The 20,341-nt window shown below is 44.9% G+C and carries 22 protein-coding genes; 10 read left to right on the forward strand and 12 right to left on the reverse strand.

The genetic code is table 11. The features are described 5' to 3' along the window. Positions 1 to 121 precede the first annotated feature (121 nt). The gene (locus tag BM293_RS01810; protein WP_093446396.1) at positions 122 to 781 is read left to right on the forward strand and encodes a histidinol-phosphatase; all 660 of its coding nucleotides are present in this window, start codon (positions 122 to 124) and stop codon (positions 779 to 781) included. 15 nt (positions 782 to 796) lie between these two features. Here the strand turns inward: BM293_RS01810 and BM293_RS01815 are convergent, their stop codons facing one another. Then, a complete protein-coding gene (locus BM293_RS01815) occupies positions 797 to 1,312 on the reverse strand; it encodes a flavodoxin (RefSeq protein WP_093446398.1) in 516 nt (171 codons plus the stop codon). Between the two features lie 133 nt (positions 1,313 to 1,445). Here BM293_RS01815 and BM293_RS01820 point away from each other — a divergent pair, with 133 nt between their 5' ends. Next, on the forward strand, positions 1,446 to 1,685 hold the full coding sequence (locus tag BM293_RS01820) for a uracil-DNA glycosylase (RefSeq protein ID WP_234968854.1): 240 nt from the start codon (positions 1,446 to 1,448) through the stop codon (positions 1,683 to 1,685). On the opposite strand, the gene ampD is transcribed toward BM293_RS01820, so the two are convergent. Continuing rightward, on the reverse strand, positions 1,682 to 2,284 hold the full coding sequence (gene ampD, locus BM293_RS01825) for a 1,6-anhydro-N-acetylmuramyl-L-alanine amidase AmpD (RefSeq protein ID WP_234968855.1): 603 nt from the start codon (positions 2,282 to 2,284) through the stop codon (positions 1,682 to 1,684). The two genes, BM293_RS01820 and ampD, sit on opposite strands and share 4 nt — an antisense overlap. Positions 2,285 to 2,349: 65 nt before the next feature. Between ampD and nadC the strand changes: the two genes are divergently transcribed. Beyond that, positions 2,350 to 3,204, forward strand: coding sequence for a carboxylating nicotinate-nucleotide diphosphorylase (gene nadC / locus BM293_RS01830; RefSeq protein WP_093447821.1), 855 nt, complete (start codon positions 2,350 to 2,352; stop codon positions 3,202 to 3,204). Here nadC and pgeF read toward each other — a convergent pair. Then, a complete protein-coding gene (gene pgeF, locus BM293_RS01835) occupies positions 3,201 to 3,980 on the reverse strand; it encodes a peptidoglycan editing factor PgeF (RefSeq protein ID WP_093446400.1) in 780 nt (259 codons plus the stop codon). The two genes, nadC and pgeF, sit on opposite strands and share 4 nt — an antisense overlap. A gap of 34 nt (positions 3,981 to 4,014) precedes the next feature. After that, a complete protein-coding gene (rluD, locus tag BM293_RS01840) occupies positions 4,015 to 5,076 on the reverse strand; it encodes a 23S rRNA pseudouridine(1911/1915/1917) synthase RluD (RefSeq protein ID WP_304440550.1) in 1,062 nt (353 codons plus the stop codon). Positions 5,077 to 5,158: 82 nt separating this feature from the next. Here rluD and BM293_RS01845 point away from each other — a divergent pair, with 82 nt between their 5' ends. Beyond that, positions 5,159 to 5,887: an outer membrane protein assembly factor BamD gene (locus BM293_RS01845; RefSeq protein ID WP_093446403.1), complete on the forward strand. Its 729-nt coding sequence runs from the start codon at positions 5,159 to 5,161 to the stop codon at positions 5,885 to 5,887. On the opposite strand, the gene BM293_RS01850 is transcribed toward BM293_RS01845, so the two are convergent. Genes BM293_RS01850 through BM293_RS01860 form a run of 3 tightly spaced genes read right to left on the reverse strand, consistent with a single transcriptional unit; the run spans position 5,877 to position 8,094 of the window. Further along, positions 5,877 to 6,809, reverse strand: coding sequence for a M23 family metallopeptidase (locus tag BM293_RS01850; protein ID WP_234968856.1), 933 nt, complete (start codon positions 6,807 to 6,809; stop codon positions 5,877 to 5,879). The genes BM293_RS01845 and BM293_RS01850 overlap by 11 nt on opposite strands. A gap of 2 nt (positions 6,810 to 6,811) precedes the next feature. Continuing rightward, positions 6,812 to 7,255 (reverse strand): ribonuclease HI, encoded by a 444-nt coding sequence (gene rnhA, locus BM293_RS01855; protein WP_093446405.1) that lies wholly within the window; start codon positions 7,253 to 7,255, stop codon positions 6,812 to 6,814. Positions 7,256 to 7,284: 29 nt separating this feature from the next. Beyond that, positions 7,285 to 8,094 (reverse strand): methyltransferase domain-containing protein, encoded by an 810-nt coding sequence (locus BM293_RS01860; RefSeq protein ID WP_093446406.1) that lies wholly within the window; start codon positions 8,092 to 8,094, stop codon positions 7,285 to 7,287. An 87-nt stretch (positions 8,095 to 8,181) separates the two neighbouring features. Between BM293_RS01860 and gloB the strand changes: the two genes are divergently transcribed. The 3 genes from gloB (at position 8,182) to BM293_RS01875 (ending at position 12,928) form a co-directional block, all read left to right on the forward strand. Beyond that, entirely contained in the window at positions 8,182 to 8,976 is a 795-nt protein-coding gene (gloB, locus tag BM293_RS01865; protein WP_093446408.1) for a hydroxyacylglutathione hydrolase, read from the forward strand. Between the two features lie 103 nt (positions 8,977 to 9,079). Continuing rightward, entirely contained in the window at positions 9,080 to 10,882 is a 1,803-nt protein-coding gene (locus tag BM293_RS01870; protein WP_093446409.1) for a lytic transglycosylase, read from the forward strand. A 69-nt stretch (positions 10,883 to 10,951) separates the two neighbouring features. Beyond that, positions 10,952 to 12,928: a lytic transglycosylase domain-containing protein gene (locus tag BM293_RS01875; protein ID WP_234968857.1), complete on the forward strand. Its 1,977-nt coding sequence runs from the start codon at positions 10,952 to 10,954 to the stop codon at positions 12,926 to 12,928. A gap of 189 nt (positions 12,929 to 13,117) precedes the next feature. Here the strand turns inward: BM293_RS01875 and cysS are convergent, their stop codons facing one another. Together cysS and glnS are read right to left on the reverse strand one after the other, a co-directional pair. Beyond that, positions 13,118 to 14,491, reverse strand: a complete 1,374-nt coding sequence (gene cysS / locus BM293_RS01880) for a cysteine--tRNA ligase (RefSeq protein WP_093446412.1) — start codon at positions 14,489 to 14,491, stop codon at positions 13,118 to 13,120. Positions 14,492 to 14,521: 30 nt separating this feature from the next. After that, complete coding sequence (gene glnS / locus BM293_RS01885; protein ID WP_093446414.1) at positions 14,522 to 16,189, reverse strand: glutamine--tRNA ligase; 1,668 nt, start codon at positions 16,187 to 16,189, stop codon at positions 14,522 to 14,524. 153 nt (positions 16,190 to 16,342) lie between these two features. Between glnS and BM293_RS01890 the strand changes: the two genes are divergently transcribed. From BM293_RS01890 to BM293_RS01900, 3 genes are read left to right on the forward strand one after another with little or no spacing between them, the layout of a single operon-like run. Then, entirely contained in the window at positions 16,343 to 16,915 is a 573-nt protein-coding gene (locus tag BM293_RS01890) for a peptidylprolyl isomerase (protein WP_093447824.1), read from the forward strand. 45 nt (positions 16,916 to 16,960) lie between these two features. Continuing rightward, positions 16,961 to 17,467, forward strand: coding sequence for a peptidylprolyl isomerase (locus BM293_RS01895; protein WP_093446415.1), 507 nt, complete (start codon positions 16,961 to 16,963; stop codon positions 17,465 to 17,467). Positions 17,468 to 17,524: 57 nt separating this feature from the next. Further along, positions 17,525 to 18,274, forward strand: a complete 750-nt coding sequence (locus BM293_RS01900) for a UDP-2,3-diacylglucosamine diphosphatase (RefSeq protein WP_093446417.1) — start codon at positions 17,525 to 17,527, stop codon at positions 18,272 to 18,274. Here the strand turns inward: BM293_RS01900 and BM293_RS01905 are convergent. Genes BM293_RS01905 through BM293_RS01915 form a run of 3 tightly spaced genes read right to left on the reverse strand, consistent with a single transcriptional unit; the run spans position 18,253 to position 20,332 of the window. Next, positions 18,253 to 19,509: a dicarboxylate/amino acid:cation symporter gene (locus BM293_RS01905; protein ID WP_093446418.1), complete on the reverse strand. Its 1,257-nt coding sequence runs from the start codon at positions 19,507 to 19,509 to the stop codon at positions 18,253 to 18,255. The two genes, BM293_RS01900 and BM293_RS01905, sit on opposite strands and share 22 nt — an antisense overlap. 33 nt (positions 19,510 to 19,542) lie before the next feature. Beyond that, the gene (locus BM293_RS01910) at positions 19,543 to 19,821 is read right to left on the reverse strand and encodes a rhodanese-like domain-containing protein (RefSeq protein WP_234968858.1); all 279 of its coding nucleotides are present in this window, start codon (positions 19,819 to 19,821) and stop codon (positions 19,543 to 19,545) included. Between the two features lie 16 nt (positions 19,822 to 19,837). After that, positions 19,838 to 20,332 carry a phosphatidylglycerophosphatase A family protein gene (locus BM293_RS01915; protein WP_093446421.1) on the reverse strand — a complete coding sequence of 165 codons (495 nt, stop codon included), beginning with the start codon at positions 20,330 to 20,332 and terminating at the stop codon, positions 19,838 to 19,840. Positions 20,333 to 20,341 lie beyond the last annotated feature (9 nt).

The raw sequence follows: 20,341 nt of genomic DNA on the forward strand, positions 1-20,341 counted from the left end.
ACCTGTGCGTCTGTGTAATTGTAATTTTTTAATAATGACCAACTTTCGCCATTTTTTCAATCGCCAAGTGGGTTTTATTTCGCACTATAGATAATTTGAATGAACCAAAAAGGATGCTATTTTGAGCAATCTAACTATTTTTGATCTCGATAATACGCTTATTGGTGGTGACAGTGACCATCTCTGGGGCGAATTTTTAATTGCGAAGGGATTAGTAGATCCTGCAGATCACAAGGTACAAAACGATGCATTTTACCAACAGTACCAACAGGGTAATCTAGACATCTTTGCATATCAACGCTTTGTTCTCAAACCTTTGGTGGCGTTTACGCAAGACGAACTTGCACAGCTCCACCAGAAATATATGGCCGAGTTTATTGAACCGATCATTCTACCTAAAGCCATAAACTTAATTGCGGAGCATCGTGACCAAGGTGATACCTTGATGATTATTACTGCAACAAATGAATTTATTACGCGCCCGATTGGCCAACGATTAGGCATTGAGTTGTTAATTGGCACCCAACCTGAAATATCAAATGGTCGTTTTACCGGTGAAGTGGCAGGTATTCCCTCTTTTCAAGAAGGAAAAATTTTGCGTTTGAAACAGTGGTTAAAAACACAAGCACCCGATTTGACCTTGAGCCACTTTTATTCTGACTCGCACAATGACTTACCATTACTTAAACGCGTACCCTACCCTGTCGCTGTAGATCCGGATGAAAAGTTACGCAGTCACGCAGAAATGCATGACTGGCCTATTTTGAGTTTGCGCGGTTAAATTAAACAGCGTCTTTTAAAGTTCCATTTCTTCTTTAATCTGAGCAACCCACTCTTTTACACGTTGCTCAGTTAATTCAGGTTGTTGATCTTCATCAATAGCTAAGCCGACAAAAAACTCACCATCTTCGGTTTCAGCCTTAGATTCATCATATTCATAACCATCTGTAGACCAATAACCTGCAGGGGTACCGCCGTTTTGTAACACCACATCATGCATCATACCGACGGCATCAATAAAGTATTCCGCATAGTCAGCCTGGTCACCAAGCCCAAAACAGGCGACTGTTTTACCACTAAAGTCGATAGCGCAAAAATCTTCCCAAAAATCATCCCAGCTACTTTGACGCTCACCATAGTACCAAGTAGGCTGACCCAAGATAATTTTAGTGTAGGCATCAAAATCACTGGCTTTGGCACTTACAACATCATAAACATCAACATGATCAGCACCCAACTCCGTTTTAATCATATCTGCTACACGCTCAGTATTTCCGGTATCCGTACCATAAAAAAGACCAATTTTTTCCATTCACTGAACCCTTATTACAAAACTAATTCAAACTGTTAAAATAATGCTCAACAAACTAAGCAAGTAGATTTAAGTGGTTGTCATAATAGCATAGCCACCTCAACGCGCCAATTGAGTGTGTTTATTCAAAATGATGAAAGAAACTGATCATAAAATAGATTGCTATGCCTGCAAATATTTTGAGGTGACCTGGGAAGCCAGTCATCCGCGCGCTTGCAATGCTTATGGATTCAAAACACAAAGCTTACCGAGCCAAGTCGTGCTGGCCACGTCGGGACAACCCTGTTTAAAGTTTTCACCCAAGCGTCCTCTCGACACCGAAACCGCACCGACGCAAGCCTCGCCATCAAGCTCAATCAACATTAAAGTTTAGGCCTTTAAAGTCAACGTTCTATTGGTCAACCTTGCCAAGCTAGCCCAGTTAAAAAAAGGACCTGGATCGGTTTTACGTCCGGGAGCAATATGCTGATGGCCCAAAATTTCAAGTGGTTTATAGATACCCTGTTGATTCAATAGCGCTTCTAAATCTTGAACTAAATCAGCTAAGGCTTGATATTGAATGGCCGTGTAAGGCTGATCATCAGACCCCTCCAACTCCACCCCAATTGAAAAACGATTACACTGTTCTTCCCCGTGATAGATCGACACCCCCGCATGCCAGGCCTGGTCAAAAACATTAACAAACTGATCTAATTGACCACTGCGCTGAATAAGAAAGTGCGCGGACACCTTAAGCTCAGCCAACTCAGGCAGGCCCGCCGCTTCCAAGGGGGCAGCTTGACCCAAAAAAAGGGCATGAATGAGACCGGTATTAAACTGATTACGCGGCAAGCTGATGCCATGCACCACTAATAGTCTTATATCCTTTGGGTTTGGGCGAGGTGTGTAAAAAGGACTTGGATAATGGCTTGCTCCCGCTAACCAACCCAATTGTGGCTGCTGTTGATTTAATGGCATCTCAGTCACTGACATTTTCATGGTTTGTTATAATACTTCGTTTACACTATGCTGCTAGCATACCAAGAGTAATGGCCAAGATGAAAAAATTAGATTATCATTATGACCTTGTCAATACAGTCCGTAACGCCTTGCATGAAGATATGGGCAGCGGTGATTTGACCGCGGACTTAATCGCTGCAGACACAAAGCTCAATGCCCACATTGTTTGTCGAGAGCCGGCTATCCTCTGTGGCCAGGCCTGGTTCAATGAAGTCTTTCATCAACTCGATCCAAGCATTCAAATTGCTTGGCTGGCTCAGGATGGTGATCAGATTGAGACGGATCAAGTTCTGTGTAGATTACAAGGCCCCGCTCGTGCGTTATTATCAGGAGAGCGCACTGCACTCAATTTTCTACAAACCCTGTCAGCTACGGCAAGCATCACCGCAAGGTATGTGGCCGCAATGGGTCAAACAACCACCCAATTGCTTGATACACGCAAAACATTACCAGGCCTGCGGTTAGCCCAAAAGTATGCGGTCGTATGTGGCGGCGGAAGCAACCATCGTCAAGGGCTGTATGATGCTATTTTAATCAAAGAAAACCATATTCATGCCTGTGGTGGCATCACACCTGCCATCACCCGTGCCAAAGCACAGCATCCGGACACGCTTGTTGAAGTTGAAACCGAAAACCTCACCGAGGTTGCTGAAGCCTTGCAAGCCGGTGCCGATATTATTATGCTCGATAATTTTAATCGTGAAGACACGTTACAAGCCGTGGCGCTTAACCAAGGCCAGGCCAAATTGGAAATTTCTGGCAATGTGGAGCTGGAACAACTAGCAGATCTAGCCCAACTAGGTGTCGATTACATCTCAACTGGCGCCATTACCAAACATCTTCGCGCGATTGACTTGTCGATGCGCTTTACGGCTCCAACAGCAACGACTTAATAAGGATTAATCCAAATACAACTCACCATCCGACCGGTGGTCGCCTGGCGACGATAGGAATAAAAGTCATGTTGATGTTGATAAGTACACACACCACTTTGATACACTGCTTGCACACCGCCGGTTCGTAAGACTGACTCAGCCATAGCCGGTAAATCGGCTAACCAGTGGGTCGGGTTGGCGGGATTGACTTTAAAAAAAGGTTGCCAACGGGGCTCACGCGCAATAAAATCGGCGCGAAAATCTTCACTCACTTCAAAACTTGCCTGCATAATGGATGGACCTATCCATACTAAATACTCTTTCGGTTCGCCTGGTAGCGTTTGTAATGTCTGCTCCAAAATACCCTCTAACAAGCCCTTCCAGCCAGCATGCACAGCTGCCACAATAGGTTGACGAGCATGACAGAATAACACCGGCATACAATCAGCGGTCAAGGTGGTCATCACCAGGCCTGGTTGGGTAGTCCACATACCATCCGCAATCGGAATCGCCGCTGCAAAATCCTGTGGCGCTTGCAATACGTGAGTCGTATGCTGCTGTGCCATCCAAAACCATTGCATATCGGGTGCCACAGCATCGCGAAGCGCCGCTCTGTTTTGGGTAACCGCTGGCTGCTCATCACCCACATGATCGGCCAAATTAAGACTCGCATAAGCACCCGTACTCGCCCCACCATGACGCAGGGTGGTTAACGCCCCTACCCAGGCAGGCGCTGGCCAATCAGGACGTAAAAAAGACATCTTGCTTTGATTTATCAAGCTCGCTTGATTCATTATCCCCACCTCCGAATCCTAGTGGCTACCACGACTAATACTCCTCTGGAATATCCGCGTCTGTAACCCACTCCACTTCAACATCATAGTCATAATCGATTTCATCATAGGCGTTATTGCGGTTGGCAATAAAATCAACCTGATCATCACGTAAAATATCAATTAACAAACCCATATCATCCGGCATAGCGGCTTTCCATTTCATGGTTTTACCGCTAACCGGATGAGTTAGACTTAATACGCCCGCATGGAGCGCCTGACGTTTAAAGCCTTTTAAAATCTCAATAAACTCCGGCATCATTTGTTTAGGAATGCGTAATTTAGAACCATATAAAGGATCACCAACTAGAGGGTAACCTAAATGCGACATATGCACCCTAATCTGATGGGTGCGCCCCGTCTCTAAACTGACTTTAACATGCGTGTGTGCGCGAAACTTTTCAGCTACTCGATAATGACTTACCGCTGACTTACCACCTGTAACTTTAACCGCCATTTTCTTGCGATCACTAACATGTCGACCAATCGGTTTATCTACTGTACCACCTGAGATCATAGTGCCAACCACAATCGCATCATATACTCGCTCAACATCATGACGTTGCAACTGGTCAACTAAGTGATGCTGTGCCTGAAGGGTTTTAGCGACGACCATCAGACCGGTGGTATCTTTGTCAAGACGATGCACTATGCCAGCCCGCGGCACTTGTCGCAATGCAGGCGCATAAGCTAACAACCCATTCAACAAGGTTCCGTTCGGGTTGCCGGCACCGGGATGTACGACCAGTCCTGCTGGCTTATTAATCACCAAGATTGCTTCGTCTTCATAAACAATATCCAAGTCCATCGGCTGCGCGATTTGCTGGGTCTCGTCTTCTTTCAATGGCATCACACTCACCAGCTCACCGCCCAACAAGGTATGACGTGGCTTGGTAATCACCACCCCATCAACAGTGACACGCCCTTCTTTTAACCAGGCCTGCAAACGGCTGCGTGAATAATCAGTCAAGGTTTTGGCTAATGTGGCATCAAGTCGTTCCCCCATATCTTGGTGGTCAACACGAAAACATAGCGGTGATTCAGGTTTAGAGGTCAACGGGTTATTCAAAACAGATCCTTAAGACTAAATTGTTGTGATAAAATCGAAAATATTTACTGACTATTCTAACCGAGAAATTATGTTAAAAACTCTTCGCCTCTTTGTAATTGTATTTGGCTTGGTTGCGGCAACTGGCTGTTCAAACTTGATTCAGAAACCTGAATCTGAATGGACTGTCGAGGAATTTTACGACCGCGCCAAATCCGAATTTGATAACGGTCAATGGAAATCGGCCATTGAATTCTATGAAAAACTGAAAGCCAACTTTCCTTATGGTGACTATGCAGAGCAAGCCTATCTAGAATTAGCTTATGCTTACTACCGTTACGATGAGCCACTATCGGCGATTCGTGAATTAGACGAGTTTATTCGTTTATATCCACGTCATCCTCAGCTTGCCTACGCGTATTTTTTAAAGGCTCTTTCTGCTGATTCGATTAATCGCAGTTGGTTAGATCGCTTTATTACCGATCCTGCAAATCGTGATATTCAGTCAACACAACAAGCTTTGCGCGCTTACCAAGAAATAATTCAACGTTTTCCAGACAGCGACTATGCTATAGCGGCACAACAACGGATGATCATTATCACCAATCGTCTTGCTCGCCGTGATTTACAAGTCGCACAATTTTATTATGATCGACAAGCCTATTTAGCGGCAGCTAATCGCGCTCAACGGGTCATTGAAGAATATCCCAACTCACAAAGTAGCCGAGAAGCACTGGTTATGCTTCGTAAAGCCCATCAGAAAATGGGCCTAGAAGATACTGCTGTTGATATCCAACAAGTCATTGAACTTAATCGATAAATTTTGCCTTATTACCAATAATTTGATCGCCGCGTTGTAACCGACGCGGTAGTTCAAAAACCTCTTCTGGGTCAACGCGAATATCCATCCAACTCATACCCCAATGAAGATGAGGCCCTGTTGCTCGCCCTGTTGCGCCCATCGTTGCAATAACTTGTCCCTGCTCTACAACATCACCCAGTTCCACCAAAATTTCTTCAAGGTGTAAAAAGTCTGAGCGTAAGCCATAACCATGGTCAACAAACACCGTTCCACCACTTAATTCCATATTCGCCACTAAGGTGACCTTTCCAGCAGCTGGAGCAAGAATAGGCGTACCTGTCTCATTGGCAATATCGATACCAAAATGCGGGCGTCGAGGCTCACCATTTAAAATCCGTTGACTACCCCAAACACCCGTAACAATCCCTTCAGTTGGCCAGATAAAATCGGTCAAAAAATCGGTACGATCAAGCATTTTCTCGCGCGCAGCCCGTGCTAGCGCAGCATCTTGGCGGATACGCTTCAACGCCTCGGGATCAGGCGTCACAAAGCGCTGCGGTAAACCGTCTATGCGCTGTATCAAATAGTCCTTAGCTGTTAGGTCAATAGCGACATCAAAACTTGCTTGATTAGGTAGTGTAACCCTCACCTTAACGGGTGATGCTTGATCTCGGCTAAAACCGATTAGGGCTCGGCCTTGTGAATCAGCTTGCCACTGCCTCTGCCCCCACTCCAGCTGGCTATAGGGCGGCAAATGTATCATTGCCCACCCCCCTTGAATCATTCGACCTTCAATAGCCACCTGCGACGGATCGTCAGGCGTACTGACTACAACCTGACTACCTTGTAGTGGACTGGCACTTGTGAGGCCCGATCCAACGAAACTTCCAATTAATGCAGCCATACCCACAGCGGCAAACCTTGATTTAAATCCAGTCATAATCATCCTAGTAATTCCTCAATAGCTAAATTGGCCAATTGATCAACCCGTTCATTCTCTGGATGACCAGAGTGCCCTTTTACCCAGCACCATTCAACTTGGTGCATCTGCAATGCCGCATCCAACCTTTCCCACAAATCTTGGTTTTTCACCGGCTTGTTCGCTGCTGTTCTCCACCCCTTTTTTTTCCAACCCGACAACCACTGTGTTACCCCATTTTTGACATACTGGGAATCAGTCGTTATTTTCACCTTACAGGGTCGTGTAAGCGCTTCAAACGCCATAATAGCAGCAGTCAATTCCATACGATTATTTGTTGTCTCTGCAGCGCTACCCCGTAACTCTTTTTCAATGTCTCCGTAGCGCAGCAAGACCCCCCAACCACCTGGGCCTGGGTTCCCTTTACAACCACCATCGGTATAAACAACTACTTGATTAGATGCCACACAAAAACCTTTACTTTATTTGTTGAGGATTAATTTTCTCTTTCATAGGTTAAATTGGACTGATGAGATTGCACCACTGCAGGTTTCACACCAGGAACCCAGTCACTGAAATGCACAACCTTTTTGGGCTTAATGGGTACCCATTGTTGTTTACGCGCCACTAAAATATAACTTTGCGATAATGAGAGGCCCAAGTTAGCTAATGGCTTAGTCGCACGTGCCATTTGAGCCATGACTGGCTGAATTCTATCACTCACCCCTCCTTTAAAACAACGACTTGCAGAATACTCCTTAGCCACTATTTCATAACCCAACACCCGCAGCCAATCTACTAAACGCTCTAGCTTAATAATATGAGCCTCACGCCAATGTGCTCTATCTTGACCAAGACGCTGACGCAATACTAAACAGCTCATAGGATTAAAGCCTGTAATAACAATATGACCGTCAGCACGAATAAGATCATCCACATAGCGAATAAATCGGTATGGATCTAAAGTAGACTCTAATGTATGCGGCAAAAATACTAGATCTAGACTACTTGTTGCAAAAGGCTGTGCCAGTAAATTGGCTAATACCAAACGCTCAGGAGCTTGGTCAGCACGGATACTATTTTCATCGACTAAAAGCTGATTTTTAATCCGTGATGCAGCCAATAAGCTTGTATGACTTATACGCCCCATTTGCACTAAATAGTAGCCAAACAGGTGATTAAGATGCCTATCGAGCAACCTACGCTCAAAGTCCAGCGCATGCCGCCCTAGGGGAGTTTTAAACCAGTCCAATAAATAACGTTGAAAACCAGTATGTGAATCAGTAGCACCGGGTGCTTGTGTCATAACCCACCTTAATGTTCTTATTGATGAGATACCCTTCTTGAATTAAGCCGAGTATAATTGCTGCTAACTTAAATAGGGAGGTTTGCAATGATCGTTCATGGCTTAACTGCGTTTAATGATAACTATATCTGGCTTATTGAACAACCACAGCACATCTGGGTGGTTGACCCAGGTGAAGCGCAACCTGTACTAGACTGGCTCAGTCAACAGCAACGTAACCTTAGCGGCATACTTATCACTCACCACCATAATGATCACATAGCTGGGGTAGATCAACTCCTTGCTCACTTCCCAGATGCGGCAGTATACGCACCTTCGTCACTGCAAAAAACACCGGTCACTCAAGGACTCAGTGATGGCGACACCATTCCCATCGGCCAAGAAAACCTAAGGGTTATTGCCACACCGGGCCACACACTAGACCATTTATGTTTTGTAGGACAAGACGCTTTATTTTGTGGTGATACGCTATTTACAGGCGGTTGCGGACGTGTTTTTGAGGGCACGGCTGACCAAATGGCCGCTTCACTGGCTCGTCTTAGAAATCTAGCCCCTAATTTAACTGTTTACTGTGGTCATGAATATAGCTTAGCCAATCTAAATTTTGCGATATTAGTCGAACCCAACAACCAACTGCTAACAGAGCGTCGCATCCAAGTAAACCATGCTTACAAGCAACAACAACCTATTAAACCAAACACATTACAACTTGAACTTGATACTAATCCTTTTTTACGGACAGACAAACCAGCTATTGCCGCTACCATTGCTAAACGTCTTAATACAAGTTATCAAGAAACAACAATTGGCCAGCAATTTGCTTGTTTACGAAACTGGAAGGATGAATTAGATGCTACAGGGGTTTTAGAAAAACCCTTTTAAAAGCCAATAGAACTAAAAGACAATAAAATACCTATAAAAATTAGCCAAGACTAATAAATTACCCTACAATGTTTAACAAACTATTTAACCTGATGAATTTCTTATGTTAAAAACAAAAGTAACGCTACTTAGTCTCAGCATCACGCTATTATTATCTGGATGTCAAACTCTACAAACGCCTAAAAAAGATGGCAAAAAGTCATCAGTTGACGGCCTTGAGACTTCAGACCATACTGCCACTGTGAATACACAACCACGGCTTTCAGCAAACGAACCTCGGTTTGAGGCTATCCAGCGTGAACGCAATCTTCCATTTGATCTTAATGGTAATCGCCCAGAATTACCACTGGATAATCTATGGGACCAGATAGCGATTAATTTTGACTTGATTTACAAATATCAGCCTCACTATCAGGACTATTTAAATTTTTATATTAATAATCCACGTCATTTTGAGAGGGTCTCTGAACGAGCGGAACCTTACCTCTATTTAATCTATGAAGCGATTAATGAACGTGACATGCCGATGGAGCTTGCGCTATTACCCGTCATTGAAAGCGCATTTATCCCCTATGCTCGCTCGCACATGAGTGCAGTAGGTCTATGGCAGTTTATTCCAAGCACTGGCCGTAATAATAACTTAGACCAGAATTGGTGGTTTGATGGACGACAAGATGTTTATCTGAGTACACAGGCCGCATTAAACTACTTAGAGCGTCTGTACAATTTAAACGATCAAGATTGGTTACTTGCCCTCGCCTCTTACAACGCTGGCTATGGACGGATAGTTCAGGCAAAAGCGCGCCTTAAGCGTGCCAACCCCAATGCAGAACCAACCTATTGGAATATTCGTCCTTACTTACCACCAGAAACACGTAACTATGTTCCGCAACTGCTTGCAGTCAGTTATTTGCACAAATACCATCGTGACTACAACTTACCCATTAAACCGATTGCCAACGAAAATTATCTCACCCGCATTGAGCTAGATAAGCAGTTTAGCTTGCACCAAGCAGCCGAACTTGCTGGTATTGATTTTGATTTACTCACTCACCTTAACCCAGGGTATTTAAAACATGTGTCGCCACCTAATGGACCGCATAGTCTATTACTGCCTATAGAAAATGCGCAGCGCTTTGAGTTTGCCTTGGCTCAATCACACGATTTGTACAACATCCGCTGGCAAAATCATCGCGTAGTCGCTGGCGATACACTTGGGCAAATTGCACAGCGCTACGGTACCTCGGTTGCTGAAATCCAACGTATTAACAACCTCACGAATAGTACTATCCGTATTGGAAGAACCTTAACCATTCCCATTCCGGCGGGCGCCCCAACCCAACTTGCTAGTGCACCCACCTCAACAGCGAGCACAGCACGTGTCTCGCAAACACCCTCTTCACGTGCTCAACAACAGGTACAAACCCACCAAGTTCGTGCGGGTCAGTCGTTATCAACAATTGCACGCGACTATCGAGTTTCGGTGTCAGACCTAGCCTCTTGGAACAACCTTGATCCTCAGCGCCCCATTAGAATCGGGCAAACACTTAACATTGCATCTAATTCGGCTGCCACACCCACCCGCGCCAATACCACACATCCTATTCAGCATCAGGTGTTTCGAGGAGACAGCTTATGGCTTATTGCTCAACGCTACAATGTGACTATTGATGATATTCGACGCTGGAACCAACTCGGTCAGAATGCGGTAATACGTCCTGGTCAAGCACTCACCCTGCATTTACCTAATAGCACCACTGAGTATGTTGTTAAGCGAGGCGATACACTGTGGGATATTGCGCGTGCCTTTAATGTCAATACGCACGATATTCTGCGTCAAAATGGCTTAAATCAACGTGCGACTATTCGACCAGGCCAAATATTGATGATCTCACCTGGAACCTAAATGCTAACAAGTCTAAACAAGTCACTTATAACTGGATTCAGTATCATCTGTATCTTTTTTACCAGTGACTTGTTTGCACAAGTTAGCACGCCAACCGATCAAAACAACCTCATCACCTTTCAAGCCTCGCCTATTGACACCAAACTCAAAAAAGATTTTGAAGCTTGGTGGACGGCAGCCAAAACCAACAATACTTCACAACTTGCCCGTTATGAACAACAATTTAAGCATCACACGCTTTATCCGATGGGTCGCTATCTTTATTTATTAGAAAACCTCAACACAGCGCACCATCAGGACATCCTTGCCTTTATCACAACCTATTCAGAGCTGGGACTAAGCAACCGTCTACAGCACCGCTACCTGAACGCACTGGCCAATCAGCAGGCCTGGTCTAATATAACCACAAGTCACCTAACCCCAGCCAATCAACAACAACAATGTTTATCCAAACGTGCTTTGCTTGTTGAACAACCCAATCAATTGCCACTTAATGACTGGCAAAACTTTTGGCTCAACAATTTGAATCTGCACCGTAGTTGCCGTGAAGTCGAGCAATTTCTACATAAACAAGGCTTGCTCAACACGGATGCGCTGCTCAAACGCATCACTGCATTATTTAACCAACAACGGCATGGTCAAATACGCAATATAATTGCGATGCTTCCCCCAAACGAAAAGCTATGGAACCAGGCCTGGTTAAACCTAGTACAAAACCCCAATGAAGTTGCATCATTTGATTTTAATAACATACCTGAGCCCTATCGTGCCAAGGTAACCTTTACCAGTCTTCATGCATTGAGTCGCCATGACCCTGAACATCTTCTCAAATTACTTGAAGACACTCGCTTTAAGGCATGGCTGTCAGCAGATCAGCATATTCAATTACAACGCGAGGCAGGCTTGAGATTAAGCTATCGCTTTAATGAACTTGGCTGGCGAACACTTGATCGCTTAAATAATCAACGCGCAGAAGAAGCGACACTTATTTGGCAAGCCCGTTATGCTATCCGCCACAGTAAGTGGACAGAGCTTGCTAGTATCATAAGCCGCATGCCTGAAGCAACGGCAGAACAACCGCAGTGGCGCTACTGGAATGCTCGTGCACTAGAGGCTAGTGGTCAGGCAGGTCATCAACAACTCTATGAGCAACTAGCCAAAGATCGCAATTATTACGGTTTCTTAGCTGCTGATCGTTTAGATCAGCCCTATATCATGCCACTGTCAGACGCCCGAAATGAGCTAAGTCAAGCGCGTGCCAATGAACTCATCAAAACCTATCCCAGTTTAAAACTTATAACTGCTTTAATCGAAATTGACTGGCGCATCAATGCTCACAGAGAGTGGCATCACCTGTTAAACCATGCCCAACAAGAAGATTTTTTTGACCTAGCTAAAATCGCACATGAATGGGGGCTCCATCATTTAGCCATTACAACGCTTGGGCGAGTTCAAGCTTGGGATGCAGTGAATAAACGCTTCCCAACCCCATTTCAAAAACATGTAACGGCACAAGCTGCGCAACATGAAATAGACCAGAGCTTTATCTTCAGTATAATGCGTCGGGAGAGTGCTTTTTATCCGCAAGCACGCTCACCCGCTGGCGCTCAGGGATTAATGCAACTTATGCCCAATACCGCACGCGAAACAGCACGAAAACAAGGTTTAACGTCTTTTCGTGCACAAGACATCTTTAAGCCTGAGATTAATATTCAACTCGGCTCAGCCTATTTTGCGGAAATGATGACACAGTTTGACCATCCCGTATTAGCGATTGCAGCTTATAACGCTGGTCCTGGACGAGTCAGTCATTGGCGCACTAGCTTGCACCTTGCGAACATTGAAAAAATCAACGCCGACCAGTGGATTGATACCCTTCCCTTTACTGAAACACGACGCTACGTACGCCAGGTACTAGAACATAAACTCGTTTACGACTTTATGCTGAAGATCGACGAACATCATGACCCTAAGCAATCCAGTCATATTACCTGGAATCCACCCCATCGGCTTACAAACTATATGGCACCCATTAAGGCAAACTAGATCATTCAGATTTAATTGATGTAAAAAAAAGCCAAGCTCTAGGCTTGGCTAAAAATTATCAAAAGATAACTAAAGGAGGATACTCATGAAGAAACATGAATAGCGTTCATTTTAATAAAAGCTTATGACGCTGTCAAATATTTTTATACCAATATAAGATTAATCTATAAAGCCACAACTTAACTAAGGTTATTTGACTCTACGCCAAGTTGTGCCCTCCTTGCTATCAAGCAACTCGACCCCTTTAGCTAACAATTCATCACGAATCTCATCCGATCGCGCCCAGTTTTTATCGACACGCGCCTGAGTGCGTTCAACAATTAAGGCTTCAATCGCGTCATCGGTTAAACCATCCCTTTGCCCCACTTGGCTTTTGAAAAACGCTTCCGAGCTTTCCGTTAAGAATCCCAAGCGGTTTGCCAGGCTTTGTAGCAAGGCCACCAAGCCTGGTTGTTGGGTTTTATTGACTTCTTTGACCAATTCAAACAACACCGCCATGGCTTGCGGGGTGTTGAAATCATCGTCCATGGCTTCATTAAACTTGGCTTCAAAGTTGGTGTCTGCTGCTACCAGGCCTGGTTCTGCGGCTTGCAACGCGGTATATAGACGTGCCAAATTGGTTTTCGCTATATCTAGGTTTTCAATCGTATAGTTCAACGGACTGCGATAATGGCTGGATAACAAGAAATAACGAATCACTTCTGGATGATAATCTTTTAACACTTCACGAATCGTAAAGAAGTTGTTCAGTGACTTAGACATTTTTTCATTGTCCACGCGAACAAAACCGACATGCATCCAGGTATTAACATAATGCTCACCGTGGGCACATTCTGATTGGGCGATTTCGTTTTCATGATGAGGGAACTGCAAATCCATACCACCGCCATGAATATCCAAACGCTCACCAATACAGGAGCCTGACATCGCTGAACATTCAATATGCCAACCAGGCCTGCCCTGTCCCCAGGCCGAATCCCAAGCCGGTTCATTTTCCTTAGACGCTTTCCATAGCACAAAATCCATTGGGTCTTGCTTGTTCGGGTTAATTTCGACCCGCGCGCCGGCTTCAAGATCGTCTTGTTTTTTACCGGATAAACGGCCATAAGATTCAAAAGACTTCACTTTAAAGTACACATCGCCATTCGGTGCGGCATAGGCATGGCCCTTTTCAATCAAGGTGTTGACTAGCTGCTGAATCTCTGGGATAAAATCCGTCGCTTTTGGCTCAATATCCGGGCGCAGAATATTCAATGCGGTTTCATCTTCATGCATCGCTTTGATGAAGCGCTCGGTCAGGCTTTGTACCGACTCTTGATTTTCAAACGCCCGATTAATGATTTTGTCATCAATGTCAGTGATGTTACGCACATACTTAACGTCAAGCCCGCGCGCTCGCATGTGACGCACCACGGTATCAAACACCACCATCACTCGCGCATGGCCGATATGGCAATAGTCATAGACCGTGACCCCACACACATAGATGCCGACCTTACCGGGCACAATCGGTTTAAAAACTTCTTTCTGACGGGTTTCGGTATTATAAATTTGTAAACTCATACATTTCTCTCAAGCTCGAATTAGGGTTAGTTAAGCGTTTTCGCTCCAGGTGTCGCGTAGGCCCACGGTGCGGTTAAACACCAAGCCTGGATGTTGATTGTCGCGACAGAAATAACCTTCACGCTCGAACTGATAGGCTAATTGAGCCTGGGCATCGACCAGGCCTGGTTCAACAAAGCCCTTTTTAATCACCAATGAATCGGGGTTTAAAACCGCTTCAAAATCCTCGGCTTTGTTCGGATTAGGCACGCTAAACAAACGGTCATATAAATGGAATTCTGCTGGCACCGCTTTGCTGGCCTCAACCCAATGTATGACGCCCTTAACCTTGCGGCCATCGGCTGGGTTTTTGCCCAAGGTATCGGGGTCATAAGAACAATAAATGGTTTTTAACTCGCCGTTTTCATCGTTTTCAAAGCGTTCCGCTTTAATAATATAGGCATTACGCAAACGCACCTCTTTACCCAGCACTAAACGCTTGTATTTTTTATTGGCTTCTTCACGGAAATCATCACGGTCGATATAGACCTCTCGGCTAAAGAAAATCTCGCGTTTACCCATGTCTTCGTTTTGCGGGTGCACCGGTGCTTGAATCGATTCAACCTGTCCCTCAGGGTAGTTTTCAATCACGACTTTGACCGGGTTTAACACCGCCATCGAACGCGGTGCATTCACATTCAAATCATCACGCACTGCCGCCTCAAGAATCGACATTTCGGTAAAGCTGTCCACTTTACTAACACCAATGCGCTCGGCAAAGTCACGCAAAGACGCCGGGGTATAACCGCGACGACGCAACCCGGAAATGGTCGGCATACGTGGGTCATCCCAGCCGGACACCAGTTTATCGTCCACCAGTTGATGCAGCTTACGCTTTGACATCACGGTATATTCTAGGTTTAAACGCGAAAACTCATACTGACGCGGACGGGTGGCGTTTGGCAAGGTGATATTGTCCAAAATCCAATCGTACAAACGACGGTTATCCTGAAATTCCAAGGTACATAAAGAATGCGTCACGCCCTCAATCGCATCAGAAATGCAATGCGCAAAGTCATACATTGGATAAATACACCAGGCATCACCGGTTTGGTGATGATGCTGATAACGCACCCGGTATAATATCGGGTCGCGCATACACATAATCGGCGAGCTCATATCAATTTTAGCGCGCAACACGCATTCACCTTCTTTAAAACCACCGGCACGCATTTTTTCCAATAATTGACGATTCTCCGCCGCGGACGTATCACGATAAGGGCTTGACTTACCTACTTCGGTCAGCGTGCCGCGATACTCGCGTTGTTGTTCCATACTTAAAAAACAAACATAGGCCAAGCCCTTATCCACCAACTCCATCGCATACTGATAAAACTGCTCGAAATAGTTGGAACTGTAACGAATCTCGCCCGACCATTCAAAGCCCAACCATTGCACATCGCGCTGAATCGACTCTACGTACTCCATATCCTCTTTCGCCGGATTGGTGTCGTCAAAACGCAAGTTACACTGACCTTGATAATCCAGCGCCAAACCAAAGTTTAAGCAAATCGATTTAGCATGACCAATATGCAAATAGCCATTTGGCTCTGGCGGAAAACGGGTTTGAATAGATTGATGCAACCCAGAAGATAAATCACCCTCAATAATCGTTCGAATAAAATGAGTAGCACGCTCTGGGGTAGTGTTTTCTTTCATCCGCTCTGGCTCCTGGGGAAAGGGGGATATTAAATTTAATTAAAGACAGCTATTATACACAGAGTTAAAAAGAGCTTCATGTGGTTACGCACTTTTGCTTTCAATGTTAGAATGTTCTTATATTTTGATATTTACCAAAGAAAAGGTTATGCCATGCTAAGACGTACATTTATTGCCGCTGCGTTAACAACTACACTCGTGTTTAGTACGGCAGCGAAAGCTGACAACCCCAAGGTATTGGTCGAAACAAATTTGGGGAGCATGATCATTGAGCTTTACCCTAATGAAGCACCTATTACAGTAGCAAACTTTTTGGAGTATGCTAAAGATGGCTTTTACGATGGCACAATCTTCCACCGAGTTATTGATAACTTTATGATTCAAGGCGGAGGTATGGATCAGCAAATGCGCCGTAAAGCGACTCGTGACCCTATTCAGAATGAGGCTGACAATGGTTTACACAATCGTATTGGCACCATTGCCATGGCTAGAACGAATGATCCGCACTCTGCCACCTCTCAATTTTTCATTAACGTAGCCAATAATCGCTCATTGGATTTCCGTGAAAAAACGCCGCGAGCATGGGGTTACACCGTATTTGGTCGCGTCGTCGACGGCATGCGCACCGTCAATCAAATTCGTACTCAACCAACGACCTCGCGTAATGGTCATCAAGACGTGCCCATTAATCCCGTTATAATTGAACGCGTTCGTCAAATTCAATAAACCTAAATTGTTCAAACTCACTCTGTTACTGCTAGGGAAGTATATATGAAGAACCTTGTTACTTTTGAAACCACGTTGGGCCACATTAAAATTAAAGTTGATCACGAACTCGCGCCGATTTCTGCCCATAACTTTATTGACTATGCCGAATCCGGTTTTTATAACGGTACCATTTTTCATCGCATTATCCCTGACTTCGTGGTGCAAGGCGGTGGCTTAGACGCTGAAATGAACCAGAAAGAAACCCAACCAGCCATTGAAAATGAAGCTGACAACGGCCTTAAAAACAAACGCGGCACGCTCTCTATGGCACGCACCCAAGCGCCTCATTCTGCTACATCACAATTCTTTATTAACCTAAAAGATAATGACTTTTTGGATCACCGCTCGCCTGACCTTCACGGCTGGGGCTATGCCGTTTTTGCTGAAGTAATTGAAGGAATGGATATTGTTGACAAGATGGCAGAAGCTAAAACAGGAAATCGCATGGGACACAGTGATGTACCTCTAGAGGATATTTACATTGAAAACACGCTTGTATCGGAAGCTTGATCCCTGCTTGCCCCCACACCCATTAACACTCTTGATATAACCGGCCATCGCACCCTGGTGGTCGCTGACATTCACTTGATGCCCTCATTGCAAGCGAGTGAGTGTCAAGTTATTCATCCTATAAACCAAGCATTTTTAAGTTTTTTGGCTGGGCCGGCTACGCAAGCTGACCATCTTATGATAATGGGCGATTTATTTGAAGCTTGGCTGGGAGATGATGTCAGCATGCCATTTTATCAGCGAGAGATTGAAGCGCTAGTCGCATTAAAGCAATCAAACACTAGCCTTTATATTGGAGTGGGCAATCGTGATTTTTTAATGGGCAGCAGCTTAATGCAAGCCTGCCAAGCCACACCATTATATGAAGACGTTATCCAGTTAAATATCAAACAAAAGTCAAAAATTTTACTGATGCATGGGGACAGCCTGTGTACAGATGATAAGGCTTACCAGCGCCTGCGATTTTTTACCCAGCAGGCCTGGTTCAAAAACCTGTTACGCAACCTACCTAAAACATGGCGATTAAAACTAGCGAACCATCTTCGTAAAAAATCAAGCCGTACTAACCAACACAAGTCTGCCGAAATAATGGATGTCACAGCGGCCGCACTCGATAAAATATGGCAAACACACCCTAAAGCAGAGCATCTTATTCATGGCCATACTCACCGCCCGGGACATCATCAAGATCAAAGATCCAAGCAGCGCTGGGTTGTGAGTGATTGGCAACCCAGTGGCGCCAACTATGTTATGATTGAAAACGGACAACCACGCCTAGCACGATTTCAATTGCCACTAATGGGATAAGTAGCTTTTTCTCCTTCTAAGTTAGCAACCACTACTGCCCCCACCGAGTCACTAAAAATATTAACCGACGTTCGCATCATATCGAGCAAACGATCAACGACCAGCAATAACCCTAGTGCTTCTAAAGGTAAGCCTACTGCTAACAAAATAACACTGATTGCTACCAAACTTGCAGACGGAATACCGGCGACACCGATTGAAGTAGCCAAAGCCAATACAACTACCAGCACTTGTTGTGCAAAACTTAGCTCTACACCAAACAACTGGGCAATAAACAATACCGCCACACATTCGAATAAAGCAGTGCCATCCATATTTACCGTGGCACCTAATGGCAAAACAAAACTGCTCACGCGATTTGAAACACCGGCACGATGTTCTATATTTGCAAGCGTAATGGGTAAGGTAGACGCCGAGGAACTCGTTGAAAAAGCGGTTAACAACGCTGGAGCCATGGCACGATAATGCTGCCAAGGTGACTGCACTCCGCCAACAAAACGCAAAATAAGTGGCATCACAATTAAAAAATGTACCGCTAGTGCCAATACCACAGTCACAAAAAACCAGGCTAACGCACCAAATTGATCAAAACCTGTCCTCGCGACCGATGCCGCCACCAAGCCAAACACACCGTAAGGGGCAAACTTCATAACCCACTGGGTGATCAACATCATGACATCAAACAAACCTTGCCAAAAATTTTGCATTGCATCGCGACCAGGGCCACTGATTTTGGATAAGAAGAAACCAAACACAATGCTAAAGAAGATCAGGCCGAGCATTTGCATTTCGACAGCCGCGCCAAATATATTATCAGGCACCATACGAAGGAATATTTCGAACAAATCTCCACTACCACGGCCTTCTACAGCCGTCATGATCTGAGCATTCGCCTCGAGCTGTGGTGGCTCAGTATCTGTTACACCAGGCTGAATAGTATTAACCAGCGTTAAACCTACCACTACGGCTATAAAACCAGTGGTCAGGTAATAGCCTAAGGTTTTAAAGCCCAAACGGCTAAAACCACCCTGTCCACCAATACTGCTCACACCCAAAATAATGGCCGACACCACTAAGGGGATCACAATCATCATCAATGCATTTAAAAATAAAGTACCGATAAAATCAAAAATGGCTAATGCAGAGACGCCCAAAACCTGTCCTGTGGTGCCTGCTAAACTACCCGCAATGGCTGCCAATATCAGCGCAATTAAGATTTGAATAGGTAATGCCATGATGATGTCTCCTTGATTAGCAAGGTGAATGAATTAACCTGCACACTGATGCCAAGCCATAAACGACCCAAGATTATAGACCTGCTTAAAACCATTGTCTTTTAGATACTGGGTGGCCATTTGAGACCGCGCGCCAGAGTGACAAAATAGAATAACTGGTGCATGCGGATTGAGTTCATTTAACGAGCGTTCCGCAAACTCATACAAAGGCATGTTGACTGCCTCGGGTACTGCGTTCATTCGTAATTCACTCGGCTCACGTACATCAACTAACTGACCCTGCTCTTCTTTTACCAGACGCTTTGCGTCCATACATGTAATAAACATCTTAATTTACCATCAAAAAAATTAACCAAATGGATGCAATAGCCATCATTGCCGCGACTACATCATCTACCATAATGCCAAACCCACCAGAAACCCGGCGGTCTAACCAGCCAATCGGCCAAGGTTTGATAATATCAAACACCCGAAATAACCCAAAGGCAAGTAACCACCATAACCAGGCCTGGTCAGGCAAAAGCAAAAGGACTAACCAAATGCCAACAAACTCATCCCATACAATGCCGCCATGATCATGCACACCCACAATCTCTGCTGCACGACCACAAATCCAACTTCCGGCAATGAGGCCTAAACCGAAAACCAACCAAGCTAAAATTGGGGCATAAACTAGCAATGGAATAAATAATAACCAACCAAGCAAGGTGCCCCAAGTGCCGGGGGCCTTCTTGATCATGCCGGATCCCAAACCAAAACCCAATATTAAAATTGAGTTTTGACGGAACTCTGTCCAACTAGGCCAGCTTGCTTTGTTTGACATCAAATTACA

This window comes from Thiomicrospira sp. ALE5, assembly GCF_900112445.1.
GTDB lineage: Bacteria > Pseudomonadota > Gammaproteobacteria > Thiomicrospirales > Thiomicrospiraceae > Thiomicrospira.